General features: G+C 62.9%; 18 protein-coding genes. 9 read left to right on the top strand and 9 right to left on the bottom strand.

All coding sequences use genetic code 11. The features are described 5' to 3' along the window. Positions 1-242: 242 nt before the first annotated feature. Positions 243-1,238, bottom strand: a complete 996-nt coding sequence (locus JL474_RS16815) for a DUF6160 family protein (protein ID WP_236012336.1) — start codon at positions 1,236-1,238, stop codon at positions 243-245. Between the two features lie 178 nt (positions 1,239-1,416). Continuing rightward, positions 1,417-2,241 carry a substrate-binding periplasmic protein gene (locus JL474_RS16810; RefSeq protein ID WP_203142998.1) on the bottom strand — a complete coding sequence of 275 codons (825 nt, stop codon included), beginning with the start codon at positions 2,239-2,241 and terminating at the stop codon, positions 1,417-1,419. Between the two features lie 197 nt (positions 2,242-2,438). On the opposite strand from JL474_RS16810, the gene JL474_RS16805 reads away from it, so the two are divergent. After that, on the top strand, positions 2,439-2,885 hold the full coding sequence (locus JL474_RS16805; RefSeq protein WP_236012335.1) for a DUF4864 domain-containing protein: 447 nt from the start codon (positions 2,439-2,441) through the stop codon (positions 2,883-2,885). A 30-nt stretch (positions 2,886-2,915) separates the two neighbouring features. Here the strand turns inward: JL474_RS16805 and JL474_RS16800 are convergent, their stop codons facing one another. After that, positions 2,916-3,593 (bottom strand): GntR family transcriptional regulator, encoded by a 678-nt coding sequence (locus tag JL474_RS16800; protein ID WP_203142997.1) that lies wholly within the window; start codon positions 3,591-3,593, stop codon positions 2,916-2,918. A 303-nt stretch (positions 3,594-3,896) separates the two neighbouring features. Here JL474_RS16800 and JL474_RS16795 point away from each other — a divergent pair, with 303 nt between their 5' ends. Further along, a complete protein-coding gene (locus JL474_RS16795) occupies positions 3,897-5,033 on the top strand; it encodes an alkane 1-monooxygenase (RefSeq protein WP_203142996.1) in 1,137 nt (378 codons plus the stop codon). Positions 5,034-5,487: 454 nt separating this feature from the next. On the opposite strand, the gene JL474_RS16790 is transcribed toward JL474_RS16795, so the two are convergent. After that, a complete protein-coding gene (locus JL474_RS16790) occupies positions 5,488-7,287 on the bottom strand; it encodes a monovalent cation:proton antiporter-2 (CPA2) family protein (protein ID WP_203142995.1) in 1,800 nt (599 codons plus the stop codon). Positions 7,288-7,535: 248 nt separating this feature from the next. Here JL474_RS16790 and gloA point away from each other — a divergent pair, with 248 nt between their 5' ends. Beyond that, the gene (gene gloA, locus JL474_RS16785) at positions 7,536-8,093 is read left to right on the top strand and encodes a lactoylglutathione lyase (protein ID WP_123635089.1); all 558 of its coding nucleotides are present in this window, start codon (positions 7,536-7,538) and stop codon (positions 8,091-8,093) included. Between the two features lie 259 nt (positions 8,094-8,352). On the opposite strand, the gene JL474_RS16780 is transcribed toward gloA, so the two are convergent. The 5 genes from JL474_RS16780 to atzF form a co-directional block, all read right to left on the bottom strand. After that, positions 8,353-9,276, bottom strand: coding sequence for a DMT family transporter (locus JL474_RS16780; protein ID WP_203142994.1), 924 nt, complete (start codon positions 9,274-9,276; stop codon positions 8,353-8,355). A gap of 252 nt (positions 9,277-9,528) precedes the next feature. Continuing rightward, on the bottom strand, positions 9,529-9,816 hold the full coding sequence (locus tag JL474_RS16775; protein ID WP_123635091.1) for a ComEA family DNA-binding protein: 288 nt from the start codon (positions 9,814-9,816) through the stop codon (positions 9,529-9,531). A gap of 506 nt (positions 9,817-10,322) precedes the next feature. Further along, complete coding sequence (locus tag JL474_RS16770; protein ID WP_203142993.1) at positions 10,323-11,354, bottom strand: 2-dehydropantoate 2-reductase; 1,032 nt, start codon at positions 11,352-11,354, stop codon at positions 10,323-10,325. 81 nt (positions 11,355-11,435) lie between these two features. Continuing rightward, the gene (locus JL474_RS16765) at positions 11,436-12,164 is read right to left on the bottom strand and encodes a GntR family transcriptional regulator (RefSeq protein WP_203142992.1); all 729 of its coding nucleotides are present in this window, start codon (positions 12,162-12,164) and stop codon (positions 11,436-11,438) included. Between the two features lie 7 nt (positions 12,165-12,171). Next, a complete protein-coding gene (gene atzF, locus JL474_RS16760; protein WP_203142991.1) occupies positions 12,172-14,007 on the bottom strand; it encodes an allophanate hydrolase in 1,836 nt (611 codons plus the stop codon). 500 nt (positions 14,008-14,507) lie between these two features. Between atzF and urtA the strand changes: the two genes are divergently transcribed. The 6 genes from urtA to JL474_RS16730 all read left to right on the top strand — a co-directional run bounded on the left by urtA (position 14,508) and on the right by JL474_RS16730 (position 21,158). Continuing rightward, positions 14,508-15,821 carry an urea ABC transporter substrate-binding protein gene (gene urtA, locus JL474_RS16755; RefSeq protein WP_203142990.1) on the top strand — a complete coding sequence of 438 codons (1,314 nt, stop codon included), beginning with the start codon at positions 14,508-14,510 and terminating at the stop codon, positions 15,819-15,821. Positions 15,822-15,968: 147 nt separating this feature from the next. Beyond that, complete coding sequence (urtB, locus tag JL474_RS16750) at positions 15,969-17,573, top strand: urea ABC transporter permease subunit UrtB (RefSeq protein WP_203142989.1); 1,605 nt, start codon at positions 15,969-15,971, stop codon at positions 17,571-17,573. 3 nt (positions 17,574-17,576) lie between these two features. Further along, positions 17,577-18,722, top strand: a complete 1,146-nt coding sequence (gene urtC, locus JL474_RS16745; RefSeq protein ID WP_203142988.1) for an urea ABC transporter permease subunit UrtC — start codon at positions 17,577-17,579, stop codon at positions 18,720-18,722. Further along, positions 18,719-19,543: an urea ABC transporter ATP-binding protein UrtD gene (urtD, locus tag JL474_RS16740; RefSeq protein ID WP_203142987.1), complete on the top strand. Its 825-nt coding sequence runs from the start codon at positions 18,719-18,721 to the stop codon at positions 19,541-19,543. The genes urtC and urtD overlap by 4 nt, the downstream gene beginning before the upstream one ends. Beyond that, positions 19,543-20,241, top strand: coding sequence for an urea ABC transporter ATP-binding subunit UrtE (gene urtE, locus JL474_RS16735; protein ID WP_203142986.1), 699 nt, complete (start codon positions 19,543-19,545; stop codon positions 20,239-20,241). Before urtD ends, urtE begins: the two co-directional genes overlap by 1 nt. Then, positions 20,238-21,158 (top strand): urease accessory protein UreD, encoded by a 921-nt coding sequence (locus JL474_RS16730; protein WP_203142985.1) that lies wholly within the window; start codon positions 20,238-20,240, stop codon positions 21,156-21,158. Before urtE ends, JL474_RS16730 begins: the two co-directional genes overlap by 4 nt. Positions 21,159-21,325 lie beyond the last annotated feature (167 nt).

Here is a 21,325-nt window from a genome sequence, read left to right as displayed (position 1 = left end):
CCAGTGGCCGCCAAGTCGGTTTTAGAAAACCCAGGCTACAAACATTCTCGCCTTAACGGCAAAGTCCGATGTCCGATCATTGTTGGGCTTCCTGCGTTAGCCCAACCTACGTGTTCCGCTGAAAATGTAGCAGATGCTTTAGCTTCTGAGGCGCCGCAGGTGCCCCAGACGAAGCACGGCAGGCCTCAGGCCTGCTCCGAAGCTGAAGCGTCGGCTACATTGCATGGAGTCGATACGGGGTCTCAGTGCCCATAAACCATCATATTCGTATTGCTGATCACAAAATCCTCAAACTGCACGGTGCCGATACTGGTGCCGCCCACCTTGAACACGGGCATGTCGATGTCGGCGCGGAACTCCACGTCGTGGATCGATAGCCCGTCGTGACCGCTGCGTCCGCTGGTGCCCTGGGACAGCTTGGCGGTGGCGCTGGCCATGCCGAAATGCCCGGCCGTATCCTCACCCCAGCGGTTGTGAATCTGCAGACCCTCGATGCCCACGCCGGCAAAGTTGAACAGCAGGATGACGTCGCCCACATCCCAGTCCAGGGAGCCGTCGGTGATCTCGAAGTGGGTGTCCAGCTGCAGCTCCGAATCCGACACCGTATCGCCGTTGGCCAAAGTGTGAGTCGCATCGCCGGCATTGCGGATGACGATGTCCGTCGGCCCGAGATAGCCTTCCAGATGAATGTTGGAGAACAGCGTCGTGCTGTCCACCGGGCCTTCGGCTTTCACCGAGCCGATGTCCAGGGCGAAGTCCACCGAGTGCAGGTAATCGTCCAGGGAGGTCGGGTCGCCGCTGTCGACCGGGCCCAGGTGAATCACCGCGTCGCCCGAATTGAACTGCTTGCCGAAGCTGCCGCCAACGGCGTACTTGGCGAGAGCGTCGGCTACATCCGGGTTGCTGGTGTCCAGCTGGCCCGCATTGGCGCGCCGTGCGATTTCCGAGAAGCCGTGTTCCAGCACCTCACCGTCGCCGGCCACATCCACGGTCAGCTTCATGTTGTCCATGGCGGAGCCGTCCATATCGGACAGCGACAGGTCGTAGATGCTCAGGGAGCCTTCGTCGATGTAGGAAAATCGATCCAGGTCGATGCGGGTGGCCAGTTCGATGGTCACCCCCGACTGGCCGGTCACCTGGCTCATGCTCTTGTCGTCGAGTGCTTCGATGTCAGCCAGCGTGCATGGCGAGATGACGAACAGGGGCAAGCACAGGGCTGTACGCTGCAGTCCGGTCATGATTCTTTCCTTGTCGCGGCGTCTTGTGCGCCACGTTTTTATCGTTGTTGTCCGCGCCGTTCAGGCCGACGACGCGAAGGTTCCGTGTTGTTGTCTGCATTTGCGCCGGACTGCGGGCTCAGGGCAAATGACACAGAGTTACATTAAAGGGCAGGGTGTGTCGGGTCTGTGACCGGATTCACGTCCCGGGCACGGTTTGAGGATCGATGGGCACATAGCGGCTGATGATGCCGTCCAGCTCGCCGGATTGCCGCAGATCGAGCAGGGTCTGGTTGAAGGCCTCGACCAGGGGCGCCCATTGTGGGGCAAACATCAGGCGGTATTCCGTGACGTCCAGTTTTACCGGTTCGATGTGGAAGGCATTTTCCCAACCATGCTGGCGGATCAGCCACTGGCCGGCGCGGGCGTTGGCAATGCCGCCGTCGAAATGGGCACCGGCGTTGAGTCGCTGCAGCATCTCCAGTGTATTCGGCACATCGACGCGCCGAATGTCGCCCGCCTCGAACAGCGGTTTCAGGGCCGGGTGGTGGTAGCCCAGGTTCGCCAACAGGGTACGGCCTTTGAGGTCGTTGATCGTGTGGGCATCGATGGGCGCGTTGCGGGCACTGAAGATGACATCGTGGGCTTTCACGACGCCATCGGTAAACGCAAACCGGTCGGGATCCGGCGTCCATTCAATGGCTCGCATGGTGGCATCGAGGCGACCGGCTAACAGGAAGTGGTTGACCCGCTTCGTCGGAATCTGGCGGGTTTCCAGGGTCAGGTTCTGGCGTTTGGCCAGCACCTGCATCACGTCCCACATGATGCCCGAGACCCGGCCGTCTGCATCAATGATGGTGTAAGGCGGGTAGCCGCCCGGCGCAATGTTGAAGCGAATGACTGGCGGCAGTCCGTGCGCCTGCTCTGCCTGGTCCATGGCCTGAACGACGTTGATCCCGAGCATCCAGAAGCCGATGACAAGCAGGAAGAGCCGGATCTTGATTCGGTGACGACTGCCGTGCATTAAAGCCCACTTGTTGCCGGTTTAAGGGAGCCCGGAGTTTTGCGTAGTGCCAACCGGGCCACAGGTCTAATATAGCTAACAGGGGAGGACGTAAGAGGCCCCGACGACAAAAGATTGCAAAATCTGATTCCACGGCCGTCGGCCACAGGGCATCCGGCCAGGGCCTGGGCGCGTATCAACCGCCAGGAGGAATCGCCATGAGCCTGAGATTATTTGCCGGCCATTGTCCCGGGCGCGCTGCCTGGCTGGTCATCCTGATGGTCCTCATCACGGTCCCCGTCGCCGTAAAGGCCGACGATACCGCCGCGCGTGAAGCCGTTGAGCGGGTCATCCGGGCCCAACTGAAGGCGTTCTCCCGGGACGATGACGAAAAGGCCTTCAGCTTTGCCTCGCCGGCCATCCAACGAGGGTTCGAGAGCCCACAGGCCTTCGGTGATATGGTTCGTGAGCGCTATCCGGCGGTGTACAGCGCCAAGACAGTGAGGTTCCGCGAGCAGGTGCCGCACGAGGGTTTTGTCGTGCAGCGGGTCCAGTTGCGAGGCCCCAACGGCCTTTACTGGGACGCCTACTACCGAATGGAACGTCAGGACGGCGGGTGGTGCATTGGCGGTGTCGTGCTGGAGCAAGTGGCCGGAGGCATCTGAGGGTGTAAACGCGCCTTTTTTAGTGGCGACCTACGTGGTCGCCGGCGTGTCTTGCTCCAGGGCCTGGCGAATCAACGTTTTCTGGTGTTCGGCAAACTGGACGATCTGTTCTTCCGCGGCATCGGTGTTCCGCGCCAGAACCGCCTGGGTGAGCCGGGCGAAGAACGCGGCCGTACGATCCAGATCCTGGCGGTAGCGGTCGGCACAGAAATAGTAGGTGCGGCTGACCGCCGGTTTGAAGTTGGCCAGAGCCTCGGTCAAATAAGGGTTGCGCACCACCGCGCAACAGGCATCCATCACATCAAAACTCGCCTGGACCACCGCCAGGATGTTCGGCGGCTTGGCGTATAGCCGCGTCGTTGCCTGCTTGATGGCGGCCAGCAAACCATCCCGATCCCCTTCTTCCCAGCGCTCGCAGAGCCGCCGGGCCAGCATGATCAGCAAATGCATATACACGTCATAGAGTTCGGCGGCGTGGCTGGCGTCCAGTACCGTCGCTGACGCGCCCTTGCGCGGCGTGATGTCCACCAGATGCCAGCGTTCCAGGGTATACAGCGCTTCCTTGACCGATGCCCGGCTGACGGCCAGGTCACTGGCGACGGTGGCTTCCTGGATGCGTTCGCCCGGCTGGATGTCGCCGGTCATCAGGCGTTCGGCCAGGTAGTTGGCGATCTGCTCGGCCAGCGTGTTGGGGGCCTGGAAATCCATAGACGTTGTGTTGCCCTTGAAGAGAGAACGGCCGTCCCGGCAGGGGCGGAAGTCACCATCCTACCGTGCAGCGGGGCCAAAAGGCAGGCCCCTCGGGCCATGTGGCTTTGATCGATCATATTTTGCCCGCTTTGTTTGACTATTGCTATATTGTCGGACAATATAGCAATCAAGGTTGAGCGACGAGCACCCATCACCGAATAACAGTGAGCGTCGCTGGCCAACGGATTCCAACAACAAACCCGTCACCACACGGAAAGGGATCGCTCACGACAAAGCGGCCCCGACAAGCGAGGTAAAGACGTGAGTACACAACAAGCCACCCTGGAACAGTCACCCACCCGCCGGCGGCTCCTGTTGCGCCTGAAGAAATACAGCTTCGTGATTGCGCTGTTGCCCCTGGCGTTGCCTTTCCTGCTGCTGAGCGCGGGCGAAGCCACCGGCTGGATCAACCTGTTCGCCTGGGGCGTGCCGGTGGTCGTCTTCGGCATTATTCCGCTGCTGGACTTCATGCTGGGGCAGGATGCCCTGAATCCCGACGAGCAGGCCGATGTCCCGCACATGAACAGCGAGGCGTTCTACCGTTTCCTCACCCTAGGCTGGGTGGTCGCGTTCGCCGCCATACTGGTCTGGGGCATGCAGGTGCTGGCCAGCGGCGTGTTCTCACCGGTTGGGATGATCGGTTGGACCGTTTCGATCGGCATTGTTGGTGGGCTGGGCATTAACGTGGCCCATGAGCTGATTCACAAGGATGCCCGGCTGGAGACCTGGGCCGGCGGGCTGCTGCTGTCCCTGGTGAGCTACGCCGGCTTCAAGGTGGAGCACCTGCGCGGGCATCACGTGCACGTGTCCACGCCGGAAGACGCGTCCTCGTCACGCTACAACCAGTCGCTCTACCAGTTCCTGCCGCAGGCCTATGGCCGCAACTTCATGAACGCCTGGCGGCTGGAGGCGAAGCGCCTTGAGCGCAAGGGGCATTCGCCGTTCAGCTGGCGCAACGAACTGATCTGGTGGTACGGCATCACGCTGCTGACGCTGGTGGGTTTCACGGTCGCGTTCGGCTGGCTGGGCACGGCCTTCTTTATCGGGCAGAGCTTCATTGCCTTCACCCTGCTGGAAATCGTCAACTACCTGGAGCATTACGGTCTGCACCGCCGCAAGCTGGAGAACGGTCGCTACGAGCGCACCACGCCGGCCCATAGCTGGAATTCCAATTATTTCCTGACCAACGTGTTCCTGTTCCATCTGCAGCGCCACAGTGACCACCACGCCTATGCCAAGCGCCGTTACCAGGTGCTGCGCCATCACGACGTCGCGCCTCAGCTGCCGGCGGGCTATGCCGCCATGGTGGTGCTGGCACTGGTGCCCCCGCTGTGGATGCGGGTCATGAATCCGCGAGTGGAGGCGTATTACGAAGGGGAAGAGCATCAGTTGGCGTGAGATGGTATCTACTTGGCCGCCCTGTGGGCGGCTCTGAAGCTAAAGAGGGTGTTGCAAAAGCCCCAGTATTCCAAAAGTTGCGTCGTACACTCCCTCTCCCCTCGAGGGAGAGGGCCGGGGAGAGGGGGAGGCGCCGCCCCGGCGCCCTTCTTTCGCAGGGGATTGTGTCCGGCGAGGCTTTCGCCTCGACCCCCTCTCTCCAAACCTCTCTCCCGCCAGGGGAGAGAGGCTTTTACCCGAAAGCTTTTACAACACCCTCTAAAGTGTCGGCTACATTGGCTGGTTGCCTCAACCGGCTTCATGTGGATGCCTAACCAATAAGCGGGTTCGAATCAGGTGGACCGGTCGCCCCGGGTATGTAGCAGATGCTTTAGCTTCTGAGGCGCCGAAGGCGCCCGACTTTTATCCGGAAAACCCCGGCGTCGCCTTTTAATTCAGGCCCGGGTGCAATCGTTCAACCATCCTTCTTCTCATCCTCGTCCTGATCTTCCTCGAACAGCCGCTGCAATTCCTCGGCGGCATCCCGGGACGACTGCAGGATCTTGGCGGCATCGTGATGCAGGCCTTTCTCGTGCTGGCGGACCAGGTTGCGTTGGTCGGTGTCGCGGAACAGGCGCACGTACTCCTGGGCCTCTTCACGCTCACGACCCAGGCTGACCAGCATCTCCTCCGCCATCAGCAGGGCCGAGTGGTAGGTTTCCCGCACCAGCCAGCGCACCCCGGCATCCATCAACAGGTGGGCATGTCGACGGTTGCGGGCCCGGGCAAGGATGCGGACGTCCGGAAAATACTGGCGGACCAATCGCACGGCGCGCAGCGAGGCATCGATGTCATCGATGGCGAGAATGAACACGCTGGCTTCGCCCACACGCGCGGCGCGCAGAACGTCCAGCTGGGACGCATCACCGTAGTGGACCTTGTTGCCAAAGCGCCGCACCACGTCTACCTGGTCCGGGTTGATGTCCAGGGCGGTAAACGGAATCTTCAGCGAGCGGAGCAGACGACCGCTGATCTGGCCAAAGCGCCCGAAGCCCGCGATGACGGCCCCGGTTTTGCCATCGTCTATCGTGTCGAACGGCGGTCGGGTGTCGCTGGCAAAGTGTTTGACCAGCGTCTCGAACACAAACAGCACCAGCGGTGTCAGCACCATGGAAATGGTCACTACGGCGATCAGCTGTTCGTGGAGCTGGCGGTCGATCAGCTGCAGCTGCGTCGCCAGTGAGAAAATCACGAAGCCAAATTCACCGCCCTGACTCAGCAGCAGGCCCAGCCGCATGGCGCTGATGCCATTCAGCTTGCCGCCCCAGCGCCCGATCGCGGCGACCAGGATGGCTTTGATCAGCATCAGCAGGGCCGCGCCGGCAATCAGTTTGAGCGGTTCGGCCAACACGGCACCCAGGTTCAGCGTCATGCCGACGGAGATAAAGAACAGCCCCAGCAGCAGCCCTTTGAACGGCTCGATGTCCGCTTCCAGCTGGTGGCGGAATTCCGAATCCGCGAGCAGCACGCCGGCGACGAAGGCGCCCAGGGCCATCGACAGGCCGACGGATTCCATCAGGAAAGCCGTGCCGGTCACCAGCAGCAGCGTGGCGGCGATGGAAATCTCCCGCACCCGGGTGGCGTGGATAAAGCGCAGGGCGTGGCGCAGCAGGTAGCGGCCGGCGATCACGATGGCGCCGAAGATCAGGGCTACGCGGCCGACGCCGTAGGCGATCTCCTGCCAACTGGCGGCTTCGTCCGCACCGCCGGAGGCGAGGAACGGGATGAACGCCAGCATCGGCACCGCCGCCATATCCTGGAACAGCAGGATGGTGAACGACAGGCGGCCGTGGCCGGTGGCCAGCTCCTTTTTCTCCGCCAGCAACTGCAGGACGAACGCGGTGGAAGACAGCGCCAGGCCGCAGCCCAAAACGACGGCCAGAGTGAGCGGATACCCGGCCAGCATGATCAGCCCGCCGATGCCGACAATGCCGCTGACCACCTGTATCGTGCCCAGTCCGAAGATGGGTTTGCGCAGGGCTTTCAGGCGTGAGAACTGCAGCTCGAGCCCGATCACGAACATCAACAGCACGACCCCGAATTCGGAGATGTGCAGCATGTTGTCCACATCGCCCACCACACCGAGTCCGTGGGGGCCGATCAGTACACCGGCCGCGATATAGCCCAGCAGGGCGCCCAGGCCGGCGCGTTTGAACAAGGGTACGGCGACCACCGCCACGAGGAAGAGAACAACAAGTTGGCCAAGAGGGTTCATGGGTTTCCTTACTGCCGGCAAACCGGAATGGCGGGTATTAGGAGGCACTACGGCTTGAAAGTTTAGCCGACGCGCCCCATGGTTAATGTAGTGGTAAACCGCCTTGTTGTGTATCAGGGCGCCCCGGAATACAACGCGCACGCAAGACGCCGACTGACGGCGTCGTCCAATTTTAATCCTCGAAACGTATAACGAAGTCTTGCTTTGAGAGCGAGTTCGTTCTCATGCGTCACTACAGGAGCCATGACATGACCCCCCATTTTGAGGAAGCCCCCGGTCTTTCCACCGAAATTGATCCGGCGACCGACGGCTATGTGTTCAACCAGACCATGATGCGCATCAAGGATCCAGAGCGCAGTCTGGATTTCTACACGCGCGTGCTGGGCATGCGCCTGATCCGCAAGCTCGATTTCCCCGAAATGCAGTTCACCCTGTACTTCCTCGGCTATCTGGATGACCGGCAGGCGACCACCGTGCCGCAGGGCGATGGCCATCGCACCACCTACATTTTCGCCCGCGAAGCCATGCTCGAGCTGACCCACAACTGGGGCACCGAGGACAAAGAGGATTTTGAATACCACAACGGCAACGACGAGCCCCAGGGCTTCGGCCACATCGGCATCGCCGTGCCGGACGTCTACCAGGCCGCCGAGCGCTTTGAATCACTGGGCGTACCGTTCCAGAAACGTCCGGACGACGGCAAGATGAAAGGCCTGGCCTTCATCCGCGATCCGGACGGCTATTGGATCGAGATCCTGCAGCCGAACATGCTGGAGCGTCAACGCAAGGAAGCGCAAGAGGGCTGAGGCCCGAATCACGAAGAAGGCCGGGCATGTCCCGGCCTTTTTTGTAGGTTATTGGAAGGGAAGGCGTTCACCCCGGATTATCCTGGGTAGGTTGGGCTGACGCAGGAAGCCCAACATTCGAGGCTTGCGACCGCCTCCAGGCAGAACCGATTTGACTCGGTACGCCGCTTTACGCCCGTTCTGGACTCCCAGGATCGACGATGTTGTTCGGCATGTTTTGTGTTGGGCTTCCTGCGTCAGCCCAACCTACCGAGGCCGGTTACTCGTCCCGAGCCGGCGATCCATTTCTCGACGCCACCAGCACCGACACTGTCAGCACCACCGCTCCGATGACCCCAAGGGTGCCCAGCGACTCTCCCAGGATCATCCACGCCAACAGCGCCGCAAACAGCGGCTCCAGCGTCACGATGATGCTGGAGGTGGTCGCCGGTGTGGTCTCCATGCCCCGGAAGAAGCAGACATAGCCCACGCAGGTCGGCACGATGCCGATGTAGGCAATCAGCAGCCAGTCGAATCCATCCAGGGTGCCCAGTCCGTCGAGGCTGCCGGTCAGGTACGCGATGGGCGCCAGCACGATGGCGCCGGTGGTAAAGCAGATAAAGGCCGTCCCGAACACCGATCCGCTGCCGGACACATGCCGGCTGGTCAGGGTGAACGCGGCATAGACCGCCGCCGCCAGGACGGCAATCATCACCCCGCCCAGACGGGTGGCGTCAGGGTTGCTGATATCCCCGGAGACCAGCATCAGGGTGCCGACAATCGCGCTGATCAGCGCCAGAACGGTGGTCAGTGTGGGGCGCTCGCCCAATAGCGGTGCCGCCGCTATGGCGACAAGAACCGGCGCCAGGCAGAGCGTGATCAGGGTAGCGATCCCCGCCCCGGTCAGGTCGACGGCCCACAGGTAAGCCCCCTGATAGCCCGCCTGCAAAAAGCCCAGCCCTACCAGTCCGATGAACAGACCCCGGCTAAGACGGAACCCGCCGGGCTTGCGCGTGCGCCACATCAGCACACCGAAAAACGGGCAGGCTACGCACAGGCGCAGAAAAGCCAGGGCCAGCGGCTCCAACTCACTTCGGGTAAACAGGGTTTTGGCGGCAATGCTGGTGGTCGCCCAGAGCGCGGCCGCGATGGCGATCAGGATGGCACCGCGCACGGCGGCATTCTTTGAGGATAAAACGGTCATGACTCAAATCTCGTCCGGTATAAAAAGAGAAGGATGTAGAGATAACAACCGGACAGGCGGGTGCGGCGCTTTACGCTCCCAAAAGAGCGAGTCGCTGCGTTATCCAGACCATATCCGGTTCAGGACCGGACAGGCGGTGGTGTGCGTTTTCCGAAAAGGTGGGTCAGTTTCATCATGCCGCGAGATTAGCGGGAATCGGCGGGCGTGGCAACCTGCGGGGGCCGGCTCCCGCAGGCTGATGCGGATTGCGGCTTACTGGACGGTGATGTGGCTGCGGTTGCTGTCCAGTGTGGCGGCGCCAATACCGTCCACCTTGTCCAGGTCGGCGACGGTCTTGAACGGGCCGTTGGCCTTGCGGTAATCGATAATGGCCTGGGCCTTCACCTCACCGATGCCATCCAGTTGCTCGGACAGGGTCTTGGCGTCGGCGGTGTTGATGTTAACGGTGGTGGCTGCCTTGTCCGTGGCGGCACTGTCGGCCATGGCGGCGCCGGAAAGCAGGGTAGCGAATACAAAGAAAGCTGAGATGAGAAATTTCATGAAGTCTCCATGGTTCGTTGCAGTGTGTTGTTCAGCGAAGAACGCACAGCGTGCAAACCGGCCAGGATCGCAAAGCGCAGCCATCGTCGAGGCTCCGGCAGGGAGCTGACGAGGATAGGGTCAGGAAGTGAGTGTTGTTTGGAGAAAAAAGACAGTCGAGGTGGAATCCGTGAGAAGTGTTAAGTCACGGATGCGGGCCCACAATCCTTGTGCACCCGTTCCGTGGCTTAAAAGCCCTGATCCGTTGGGCTGAAATATCCCTATAGCGCCTGATCCTTCAGGCTGAGTCCGTCCCTGAGCGACCTGATCCTTCAGGTTGTCCTTTCCCTGTGTGCCTGTTCCGTCAGGCAGTAACTTCCTTGTGCTGCGTCCGTGCAGTTCTGCGTCCTTGCTGAAAACAAGTTTACTGGATCGCGGGATTTGGCAAATCGGACATTCACGCTCGCGCGTGTGCGAAATGGATTACACGCACGTAATCGTTTGGAAAGGTCGGTCGTCAGATTCCCTCATGCCTTGCGTGACGCGGCGTTCAGGTTTGTCAGCAAGTCCTCGCCGGACAGGTTTTTCAGGGTGCCCGCCTCGGCCTGGCGGACCAGATCCACCAGGCATTGATTCACCGGTGCAGGACGCCCCAGACGCCGGGCCAGCTGGACCACTTCGCCATTGATCCAGTCCACCTCCGTGCGTCGTCCGGCCTGCAGGTCTTCCCACATGGACGAGCGCGCCAGCGGGTCGATTGAGAGCATCGCCTGGGCCAGCCGCTGGAACAGCCAGTCGGGCAGCGACATCACCAAGGGAATCAGCGGCATGGGGACGGCGGCCAGTTTGACGGTGGGAATATCCGCCGCCCGCAGCAACGCCAGCGTTTCCCGTTGGGCCCGGGCCAGGCAGAGGCGGTAGGCCCGTTGTGAGAGTTCCGCCTTGAGCGGCAGACCCGACAGGGCATTGATCGGGTTGTTGAGATTGAGCAGCAGCTTCGACCACAGCACCGCCCGCATATCGGGCTGCAGGCTCAGGGGCAGGCCCGCGCGGGCAAAGGCGTCCACCATGGCCGGGGTGATGGCCGGATGTTGGGCCGCCATCAGCTCGCCTTCCGTCCCGTGGTGGAAATGGCCCGGCGAGCGCTGCAGCACGTTAAAGGGCACCATGCCCGGCAGCACCGCCTGCTCCGGAAGCAACGGCGCCAGGCGCTCGGCATTGGAAATCCCGTTCTGCAGGCTGATGATGACGGTACCAGGGGCCAGATACGGCGCCATGGCCTGGCCGGCTTCCTCGGTGGCGGCGGATTTGACGGTAAGCAGCACCAGATCAGCGCCGGCGACAGCTGCCGGATCGGTGGTGTAATGCTCGGGCGACAGCGTCAGGGTGCTGTCGACGCCCTGGTAGTCGCTGACGCGCAAGGGGTGCGTCTGGAACAGCGTGGCCAGCCGGTCGCGGCCGATCATCACCACATCGGCGCCCCCGGCCAGCAGGCGACCGCCCAGGTAGCAGCCAATGCTGCCGGCGCCGAAGATTGCGATACGGGGAGTCTGGGCCATGAACGTCTTCCGGTTATTGTCGTGCCCGACAACATAGCCGGAATTGTCACCGTCGTCTGTAAACCGATTGACAGTTGCCGTTCAGTCCGGCTTTTTCTGGCGCTGCAGGGCCGCCGCCTCGCGAATCTTTTCCATGGTGATTTCCCGCACGGCGGCCTGGCTGGCACGAATATGCGCGGTCAGTCTGGCGGCGGCTTCGGCCGGGTTGTTGTTGGCCAGGGCATCAAGGATCTCGGCGTGTTCTTCGTAGGTGGCATCCACCCGGTCGCTGCGGGTGAAGTCGAGTCGTCGGATGACGCGCAGGCGCTCGGTGATTTCCTGGTGGATGCGGGTCATTTCCTGATTGCCGGCGGCCGCGACCAGGTCGCAGTGAAAATGTTCGTCCAGCGCCCGAACGGTGCTGCCGAAGGCCCGTTCCGATGGGTGGTCCGGTCGCCAGACCGCATTGAGCTGGCGCAGGACCGCCGGCGCTGTGGTCTGACGGCATAGCTTGTGAACGGCCGCCCGTTCCAGGGTGATGCGCAGGTCGTAGAGTTCATCCACCTTGCGTGAATCCAGCGGCTGCACCTGCCAGCCGCTGCGGAACAGCACCTCCACGTAGCCTTCCCGCTGCAATCGGTAGAGCGCTTCGCGTACCGGCGTGCGACTGGCGGACAGCCGGGTCGCCACTTCCCCCTCACTGAACTTGTCGCCGGGAATCAGCCGGAATTCGAAGATGTCTTCCTTCAGTGCCTCATAGACCCGGTCCGCAACGCTGCCCCGTCGACGTGGTGGGTCATTGCCCGTTTCGGTTTCACGTGTCTTTGCCATAACGACCTCAGGCCGTGGTCTGTTTCAGGCTTTCGATATAGGCGCGCCAGCCGCCGAAATGGGTGACGTCCAGCGCTCCTTCGAAGCCATAGCCTTCGCAGACGAAGCCGTTGACCCAGGTGCCGTCCGCCAGTTCCACGTTGCCGATCCCCAGGGGCGGTGGCACCAGGTCCACAAACGAGCCGAAGGCGGCCGCCGGCACGCGCCACACCTCCACGATAATGGCCGCACCGTCGTCGGCCGCCACCCGGCGCAGGCCGGGCTTGGCCGGTGTGGTGCCGGGCAGCGCATAAAGCCGGTAATTGGAGGTGGTGGTGGTTTCTGCGATGCACTCCGCCTCGCGCTCCAGCAACTGCCCGTTCAGGGGCATGCCGCTCAGGTGGGCGCCGACGACCGCCACATCGATGGTCGCTTCACCGTCGGCGGACGTTGGCAGCGTTTCTTTGGGGCGAGGCCGACCGGTGGCCCCCAGGGTTGTGGGATGGCTGTTCAGCCAGCGGACGGCGAGCTGCTGCAGGTCGCTGTCCCGCCAGGCGCCGCTGATCAGGGTCAGTCCGAAGGGCTGGCCGTCGGTGCGGAAACCGGCGGGAATGGCCAGGGCGCTCATGTCCGCCAGGTTCACGAAGTTGGTGTAGGTGCCCAGCAGGCTGTTCACGCCCACCGGATCGGTGGCGACTTGCGCCCGGGTCGGCGTGATCGGCGCGGTCGGTACCAGCAATCCATCCACATCGCTCAGCAGGTGATCGATGGCCTTGAGCAGCGCCTCCCGCCGGTAGATTGCGTTGAAGGTATCGGTGGCCGAGAAGTGTTTTGCCTTCTCAATGATGCCGCGCACCACCGGGTTCATCCCGTCCGCATGCTCTGCCATAAAGGATTCGATGGCCGCATGGCGCTCGGCCACCCACGGCCCTTCATAGAGCAGGGCAGCCAGTTCGAACAGGAGAGTGAAATCCATTGGCACCAGCGTGACGTCCAGTGCACTCCAGCGGCGCAGCAGGGTGTCCCAGGCTGCGGCATTGCGGGCATCGTCGAACCAGTCGGGATTGGCGGGAATGGCCAGACGACGGATCGGGCCCGGGCGTCGCAGGGCCGGCGTCGAGGCAAACGCGGGCGGCGCGCTGCGGGAATAGGGATCGGCGGGTTCCTCCCCGCGGATCAGCTCGAACACCTCACCGGCATCGCCAATGGTCAACGCAAACACGGAGACACAGTCCAGCGACCGGCAGGCGGGCACCACGCCTTCAATGCTGATGGCGCCTTTGGTGGGCTTGAGACCGACGATGTTGTTGAGCCCCGCGGGCACCCGGCCAGAGCCTGCGGTGTCCGTCCCCAGCGAAAACGGCACCAGCCCGCGGGCCACCACCGATGCGGAACCGGAGCTGGAGCCCCCACTGACAAAGTCGGGGTTGAAGCTGTTGGGCACTTCACCGTAAGGCGAGCGGGTGCCCACCAGACCAGTGGCAAACTGGTCCAGGTTGGTCTTGCCGATGATGATCGCGCCGGCCGCCCGCAACCGGCTTACGGCGGCGGCGTCCTTCTCCGGCGTGTAGGCGAAATCGGGGCAGGCCGCGGTGGTGGGGAAGCCGGCAACATCGATGTTGTCCTTCACCGCGCAAGGGATGCCATACAGCGGCAGCCTTTTCCGATCGCCGCCTGCCCGCTCCAGGCGATGCGCCAGGTCCGACAGCGCCGCATCCAGTTGATCGTGGGTCAGTCGGCTGATCCAGGCCGGGTCGTCCTCGGCGAGCTGGTCCAGCAATCGGGGCAGCAATTCCGCCGGTGTCTTCTGGTGCTGGTAGGCCTCACGCCACTCGGCGAGCGTCCATCCTCGAAGGTCGGTCATGGGAACATCCTTTGTGGTCAGCGGGGAGGGAGGCGTGGCTCCCTTGTATACAAGAGCCTTTCGCAAGCCGCGTGCCATTCCAGATCGATGGTTGGAAAGCCTTTAAAAACAAGCGGCTGGTGATTCGTTGCACCTAATGGTGCGTCTTCGAATGCACTGCGCGTGAGCAGGGACCGATCAGTGGCGCCATCACGGTGCGCATCAGGGTGCCAGGGAGGCGATATTCGAGGTGATTCAGTAACTCTTTGCCGATATTGAAGTTTTCCGCCGGCAGCCCGAGGACCGGACTTTCGGTAGCGTTGCACTTATATGGTGCGCAAATAGAGCGCCTGACTTCTATCGGGGCGTCGGTGTCGTCGTGAGAGAGGCGATTTTAAGCCTTGTATACTAGATAAATCCATGAAATATAAAAGGTAATTCAGTGCTGGAATGCCGGATGCACTGCCCTGGGATGCGTTTGAAGCATTGGAAAACCCAACCAGGATAAAAGGACGCATTCCATGAAAATCAAAAAGCAAATAACAGCAGGTTTATCTGCGCTGGCTCTGTCTCTGACTGTTTCCGTTTCTGCCCCGGTGGCTGCCGCCGACGAAGGCCCGATCAAGGTCGGTATCCTTCACTCCCTGTCCGGCACCATGGCCATCAGTGAATCCACCCTGAAAGACACCATGCTCATGCTCATCAAGGAGCAGAACGAGAACGGCGGCCTGCTGGGTCGCAAGCTCGAGCCGGTGGTGGTGGATCCGGCCTCCAACTGGCCGCTGTTCGCCGAGAAGGCCCGCGAGCTGCTGGCCAAGGACAAAGTCGACGTCATCTTCGGTAACTGGACGTCCGTCTCCCGTAAATCCGTACTGCCGGTGGTCGAGGAACTGAACGGCCTGCTGTTCTACCCGGTCCAGTACGAAGGTGAAGAATCCTCCGAGAACGTGTTCTACACCGGTGCCGCGCCCAACCAGCAGGCGATCCCGGCGGTGAACTACCTGATGAACCAGGTCGGCGTGAAGCGCTGGGTCCTGGCGGGCACCGACTACGTGTACCCGCGCACCACCAACAAGATCCTCGAGGCCTACCTGAAGGATCACGGCGTGGCCGATGACGACATCATGGTCAACTACACGCCGTTCGGTCATTCCAACTGGCAGTCCATCGTCTCCGACATCAAGACCTTCGGCAGCCAGGGCAAGAAGACCGCTGTGGTCTCCACTATCAACGGCGACGCCAACGTCCCGTTCTACCGCGAACTGGCCAACCAGGGCATCAAGGCCGAGGACATCCCGGTCGTCGCCTTCTCCGTGGGTGAGCAGGAACTGTCCGGCATCGACACCGGCCCGCTGGTCGGTCACCTGGCCGCGTGGAACTATTTCATGAGCGTCGACACCGACGCCAACTACGACTTCATCGACAAGTGGGTCGCCTACACCGGCAAGGAAGACGCCGTGACCAACGACCCGATGGAAGCGCACTACATCGGCTTCAACATGTGGAAAGAAGCGGTCAAGAAGGCGGGCACCACCGACGTGGACGCGGTCAAGGACGCCATCATCGGCGTGTCCGTACCGAACCTGACCGGCGGCTACGCCACCATGATGCCGAACCATCACATCACCAAGCCGGTGCTGATCGGCGAGATCCAGGACAACGGTCAGTTCTCCGTCGTCTGGCAGACCCCGTCCACCGTTGCGGGCGATGCGTGGTCGGATTACCTGCCGGGTTCCAAGGACCTGATCAGTGACTGGCGCAAGCCCCTGCACTGCGGCAACTACAACGTCGTCACCAAGTCCTGCGGTGGCAAGTCTGAAGTCGCTGCCGAGTAAGGCACCATCCGGTGCGGGTGTCCTTCGGGGCACCCGCCCACCTCAAGGCACAGGGCGGGCGTTTCCGAAAGGGACTGTCGTTGGGTTGTCACAGCCCTTTTTCGAAGCGTCGCCGCCACAAGGATTCACATTGGATAGGACGCAACCATGAGCATCATCCGATCGCTCAAACAGCTGCTTATTGTCTGCCTGCTGTCGTTGCCGGTGCTGGGGCACGCCCAGGCCAACGACGAGCAGGCGCAGTCGTTACTGACCCAACTGGCGGACGCTTCCTACGCCCAGAAAGGGAAGATCGCCGGTGAGATCGCCCGCAGTGGCGACGAGCGGGCCCGGGGCTGGCTGGAAGCCTTCTCCGCCGGAAAGCTCGCTAAAGTTGAGGACTCCGGAAAATTCGTCATCGTACTGTCCAACCGCGGCCGCAACTGGACCGTCCAGGACGCCCTGACCGGCGACGACCTGGGCGAGATCTCCCGCCGCGACCTGGATACCATCCGCGTCAACAACTCCCTGCGCAGCGAGATCGACGGCATCCTCTCGGTCATCGACCTGACCGTGAACGACGCCGACAAGCGTCTGGAAGCGGCCCGGGGCCTGCGCGGCAACGTTGATGAAGCCATGGCCAAGAAGCTGACCGAGCTGATGGCCAGCGAGGAAGACGCCGACGTCAAGGCCACGCTGGACGAGGCCCTGGCGATCTACAAGGTGGAAGAGCAGGGCGACATCGGGGCCGTGAAGACGCTCTCCGGCAGCCTCAACTCCGAAGCCCGCGCCGCCCTGAACAGCGCCACCTACAGCGACGATCCGGCCCTCAAGCAAGCGGCCCAGGACGCGCTGGCCTCCATCGAAACCAAACTCAAATGGAACCGCGCCGCCGAGACCCTGTACTTCGGCCTGTCGCTCGGTTCCGTGCTGGTGCTGGCGGCCATCGGCCTGGCCATCACCTTCGGCGTCATGGGCGTGATCAACATGGCCCACGGCGAGCTGATCATGCTCGGCGCCTACACCACCTGGGGCATGCAGCAGATGCTGCCGGGTCAGCCGGGACTGGCGCTGATCCTGTCCATCCCGGCGGGCTTCCTGGTCTCCGCGCTGGCGGGCGTGGCCATCGAGCGCAGCGTCATCCAGTTCCTGAAGGGCCGCCCGCTGGAAACCCTGCTGGCCACCTTCGGCATCAGCCTGGTACTGCAGCAGCTGGTCCGGACCGTCATTTCCCCGCTCAACCGCACGGTGGTCACGCCGGACTGGATGAGCGGCTCCATCATGGTGAACGAGGCCCTGTCACTCACGCTGAACCGGCTCTACATCATCGGCTTCGCGCTGGTTGTGTTCGTCGGCCTGATGCTGATCATGCGCAAGACCCGCCTGGGTCTGGAAGTGCGCGCCGTCACCCAGAACCGCGCCATGGCCCGCTCCATGGGCATCAAGGCCACCAAGGTGGACATCATGACCTTCGCCCTCGGCTCCGGCGTTGCCGGGCTGGCGGGCGTGGCCCTGTCGCAGATTACCAACGTCGGTCCCAACCTGGGCCAGAACTACATCATCGACTCTTTCATGGTGGTGGTGTTCGGCGGCGTCGGGAACCTGTGGGGCACGCTGGTGGCCGGTCTGTCGCTGGGCACCATCAACCAGCTGCTGGAACCCTGGGCGGGCGCCGTCCTGGCCAAGATCCTGGTGCTGGTCTTCATCATCCTGTTCATCCAGAAACGCCCGCGCGGATTATTCCCGCAAAAGGGCCGAGCGGCAGAGGGCTGATCCATGAGTTACTCCCAATCCTGGCTCACACGCCCGTTTACTGAGCGCTCGACCCAGATCTTCCTGGGCGTGCTGTTCCTGGCCGTCATGGTCGTTTCCGTGCTGCACCTGGTGATGCCGGAAGGCAGCGCCCTGTACGTGAGTTCCTACACCGTCACCCTGCTGGGCAAGTACCTGTGCTACGCACTGCTGGCGGTGGCGGTGGATCTGGTCTGGGGCTACCTCGGTATCCTCAGCCTGGGCCACGGCGCCTTCTTTGCCCTCGGCGGCTACGCCATGGGCATGTACCTGATGCGCCAGATCGGCGATCGCGGCGTCTACGGCGACCCGACCCTGCCGGACTTCATGGTGTTCCTGAACTGGGACTCGCTGCCCTGGTACTGGCACGGCTTCGACATGGCCTGGTTCGCCTTCATCATGGTGCTGCTGGCCCCGGGCCTGCTGGCGCTGGTGTTCGGCTTCCTCGCCTTCCGCTCGCGGGTAACCGGCGTCTACCTGTCGATCATCACCCAGGCGCTGACCTTCGCCCTGATGCTGGCCTTCTTCCGCAACGAGATGGGCTTCGGCGGCAACAACGGGCTGACCGACTTCAAGGACATCCTCGGCTTCGACCTGCGCACCGACGCCGCCCGCCTCGGCTTGTTCATCGCCACCGGCATCGCGCTGGCGGTGGGCTACGTGATCTGCCGCGCCATCGTCACCTCCAAGCTGGGCCGGGTCAGCGTGGCCTGCCGGGACGCCGAGGCGCGCACGCGGTTCCTAGGCTATCGGGTGGAACGGGTGCAGCTGTTCGTGTTCGTGGTCTCCGCCATGCTGGCGGGCGTCGCCGGGGCGCTTTACGTGCCTCAGGTGGGCATCATCAACCCCAGTGAATTCTCGCCGCTGTTCTCCATCGAGATCGTGGTGTGGGTGGCTCTCGGCGGCCGCGCGACGCTCTACGGGGCGGTCATCGGCGCGATCATCGTCAACTACGCCAAGACCGTGTTCACCGGCATCATGCCGGACGCGTGGCTGTTCGCCCTGGGCGCGCTGTTCGTGCTGGTCACCGTGTTCCTGCCCAAGGGCATCGCTGGCCTGCTCCCGGGCCTGAAAAAGAAAACGGATGATGAATCCGAAGCACCCACCAGCGGCAAGGAGGCCACCGCATGAGCATCATGAGCGAGCTGACCCACCGCGACCGGGTCTTTGATTTCCTGACCCCGACGGCGTCCCCGGTGGACGTCCGTCACGGGCCGATCCTCTACCTGGAAGACGTCACCGTCAGCTTCGACGGCTTCCGGGCCATCAACAACCTGAACCTGACCATCGACGACGGCGAGCTGCGCTGCATCATCGGTCCCAACGGCGCGGGCAAGACCACGATGATGGACATCATCACCGGCAAGACCCGCCCGGACGTGGGCTCGGTCTGGTTCGGCAGCCGTCACAACCTGCTGACGATGAACGAGCCGGACATCGCCAGCCTCGGCATCGGCCGCAAGTTCCAGAAGCCCACCGTGTTCGAGGCCCTGACCGTGTTCGAAAACCTCGAGCTGGCCATGGCCACCGACAAGCGGGTGCTGCCGACCCTGACCGCCCGACTCACCGGCGAGGCCAAGGCCCGCATCGACGAAGTGTTGACCACCATCGGCCTCACCGACCTGCGCCACCGCGAGGCGGGCATCCTCTCCCACGGCCAGAAACAGTGGCTGGAGATCGGCATGCTGCTGATGCAGAAGCCGCGCCTGCTGCTGGTGGACGAACCCGTCGCCGGCATGACCGAACAGGAAATGGAGCGCACCGCCGAACTGCTCACCAGCCTGGCGGGTAAGCAGTCCGTGGTCGTCGTCGAGCACGACATGGGCTTCGTCCGCTCCATCGCCCGCACCGTCACCGTCCTGCATCAGGGCAGCGTGCTGGCGGAAGGTTCTATGGACGACGTGTCCAACGATCCCAAGGTGATCGAAGTCTATCTGGGGGAGGGCGCCTGATGCTCAAGATCGAAAAACTCAACCAGTTCTACGGCGAGAGCCACACCCTCTGGGACCTCGACCTGGACGTGCCCCAGGGCCAGTGCACCTGCGTCATGGGCCGCAACGGCGTGGGCAAGACCACCCTGATGAAATGCGTCATGGGTGAGGAAAGCGTCAAGGACGGCCGCATCCTGTTCGCCGGCGACGTGGAATTGACCCAACGCAAGATCGAGGACCGCTCCCGTCTGGGCATCGGCTATGTTCCCCAGGGGCGGCAGATTTTTCCGCTGCTGACCGTCGAGGAAAACCTGCGCACCGGCCTGGCCGTGCGGCAGGACGGCAGCAAGACCATCCCGGAACGGGTCTACGAGCTGTTCCCGGTGCTCAGGGAAATGAAGAATCGCCGCGGCGGCGACCTCTCCGGCGGCCAGCAACAGCAACTGGCCATCGGCCGGGCACTGGTGATCGAACCGCGCCTGCTGATCCTCGACGAACCGGGCGAGGGCATCCAGCCCAACATCGTCGCCCAGATCGGCGAGGTCATCCGCAAGCTGATCGAGGAAGACGGTCTGACCGTGCTGCTGGTGGAACAGAAACTGCCGTTTGCCCGCAAGTACGCCGACCGTTTCGCCATCATGGACCGGGGCCGTCGTGTGGCTGAAGGCGAGATCGCCGAGCTGTCCGACGCACTCATCAAGCAGCACCTGACCGTATGACGATTTTTGCCCCCCTGAACACGCCGCTGCCCAACGACCGCGAGTCCGCCAACGACTCGGGCCACCGCTTCGATACCGGGCGGCGCTGGGCGGCGTCCATCGAACTGGGTTTCGAAGCCCGGCGCGAGTCGCTGCAGCGCATCACCCGACTGGTTCGCCGCCGCCACTACGGCCCGCTGCGGGTCCAGAAACCCTTCTACCCGGAAGGCCGCGACGGCTGCTGCCACGTGTACCTGCTGCATCCGCCCGGCGGACTGGTGAGCGGTGACGCGCTGTCCATCACCGCCTCGTTGGCGGAAGGCGCGCACGCGCTGCTGACCACGCCCGCCGCCGCCAAGCTCTACAAGGCAGACAGCCACGGCGTCGCCTGGGCCCAGCACACGCACCTGAACGTGGCCGACGGCGCCACCCTGGAATGGCTGCCCCAGGAAACCCTCGCCTTCGACGGCTCACGGGGTGAACAGACCACCACCATCGACCTCACCGGATCGGCCCGCTGCATTGGCTGGGAAGTGCTGGCCCTCGGCCGTCCGGTGGGGGATCTGCCGTTCGTCAGCGGCCACCTGGAACAACGCTTCCGCCTGACCCGCGACGGCCGCCCCCTGTGGATCGAACGCCAGCCGATGGACCCGACGCATCCCCGGTTCAAGGGCCACTGGGGGCAGGGCGGCAGCACCGTCCAGGCCACGCTGTGGGCGGTGGGTCTAGGGGATGAAAACGAAGCCATCGAAGCCCTGCGCGAGCAGATCACCGCGAACCCGAGATGGGCGGTCACCCGCCGCCGGGGCGTGTTGCTGCTGCGCTACATCGGACACGAACGCAACGAAGCCTGGGCCATTTGCCAGCAGGCGTGGGAGATCCTGAGGCCGGGATTGACCGGGCAGGAGGCGCACATACCGCGCATCTGGCTCACATAGATGCACGAACCAATGTAGCCGATGCTTCAGCTTCGGAGGCGTCACCAAGAACAGGAAGCACGAACCAATGTAGCCGACGCTTCAGCTTCGGAGGCGTCGCCAGACGCCCGGCCAACATCCGGCGGTCCTACGGCCCGCTCCGAAGCTAAAGCGTCGGCTACACCATA

The sequence above is a fragment of the Marinobacter mangrovi genome, from assembly GCF_016798325.1.
GTDB lineage: Bacteria > Pseudomonadota > Gammaproteobacteria > Pseudomonadales > Oleiphilaceae > Marinobacter_A > Marinobacter_A mangrovi.
Note: the sequence above shows the minus strand (reverse complement) of the source record. Positions and strands in the feature narration are given on the sequence as shown.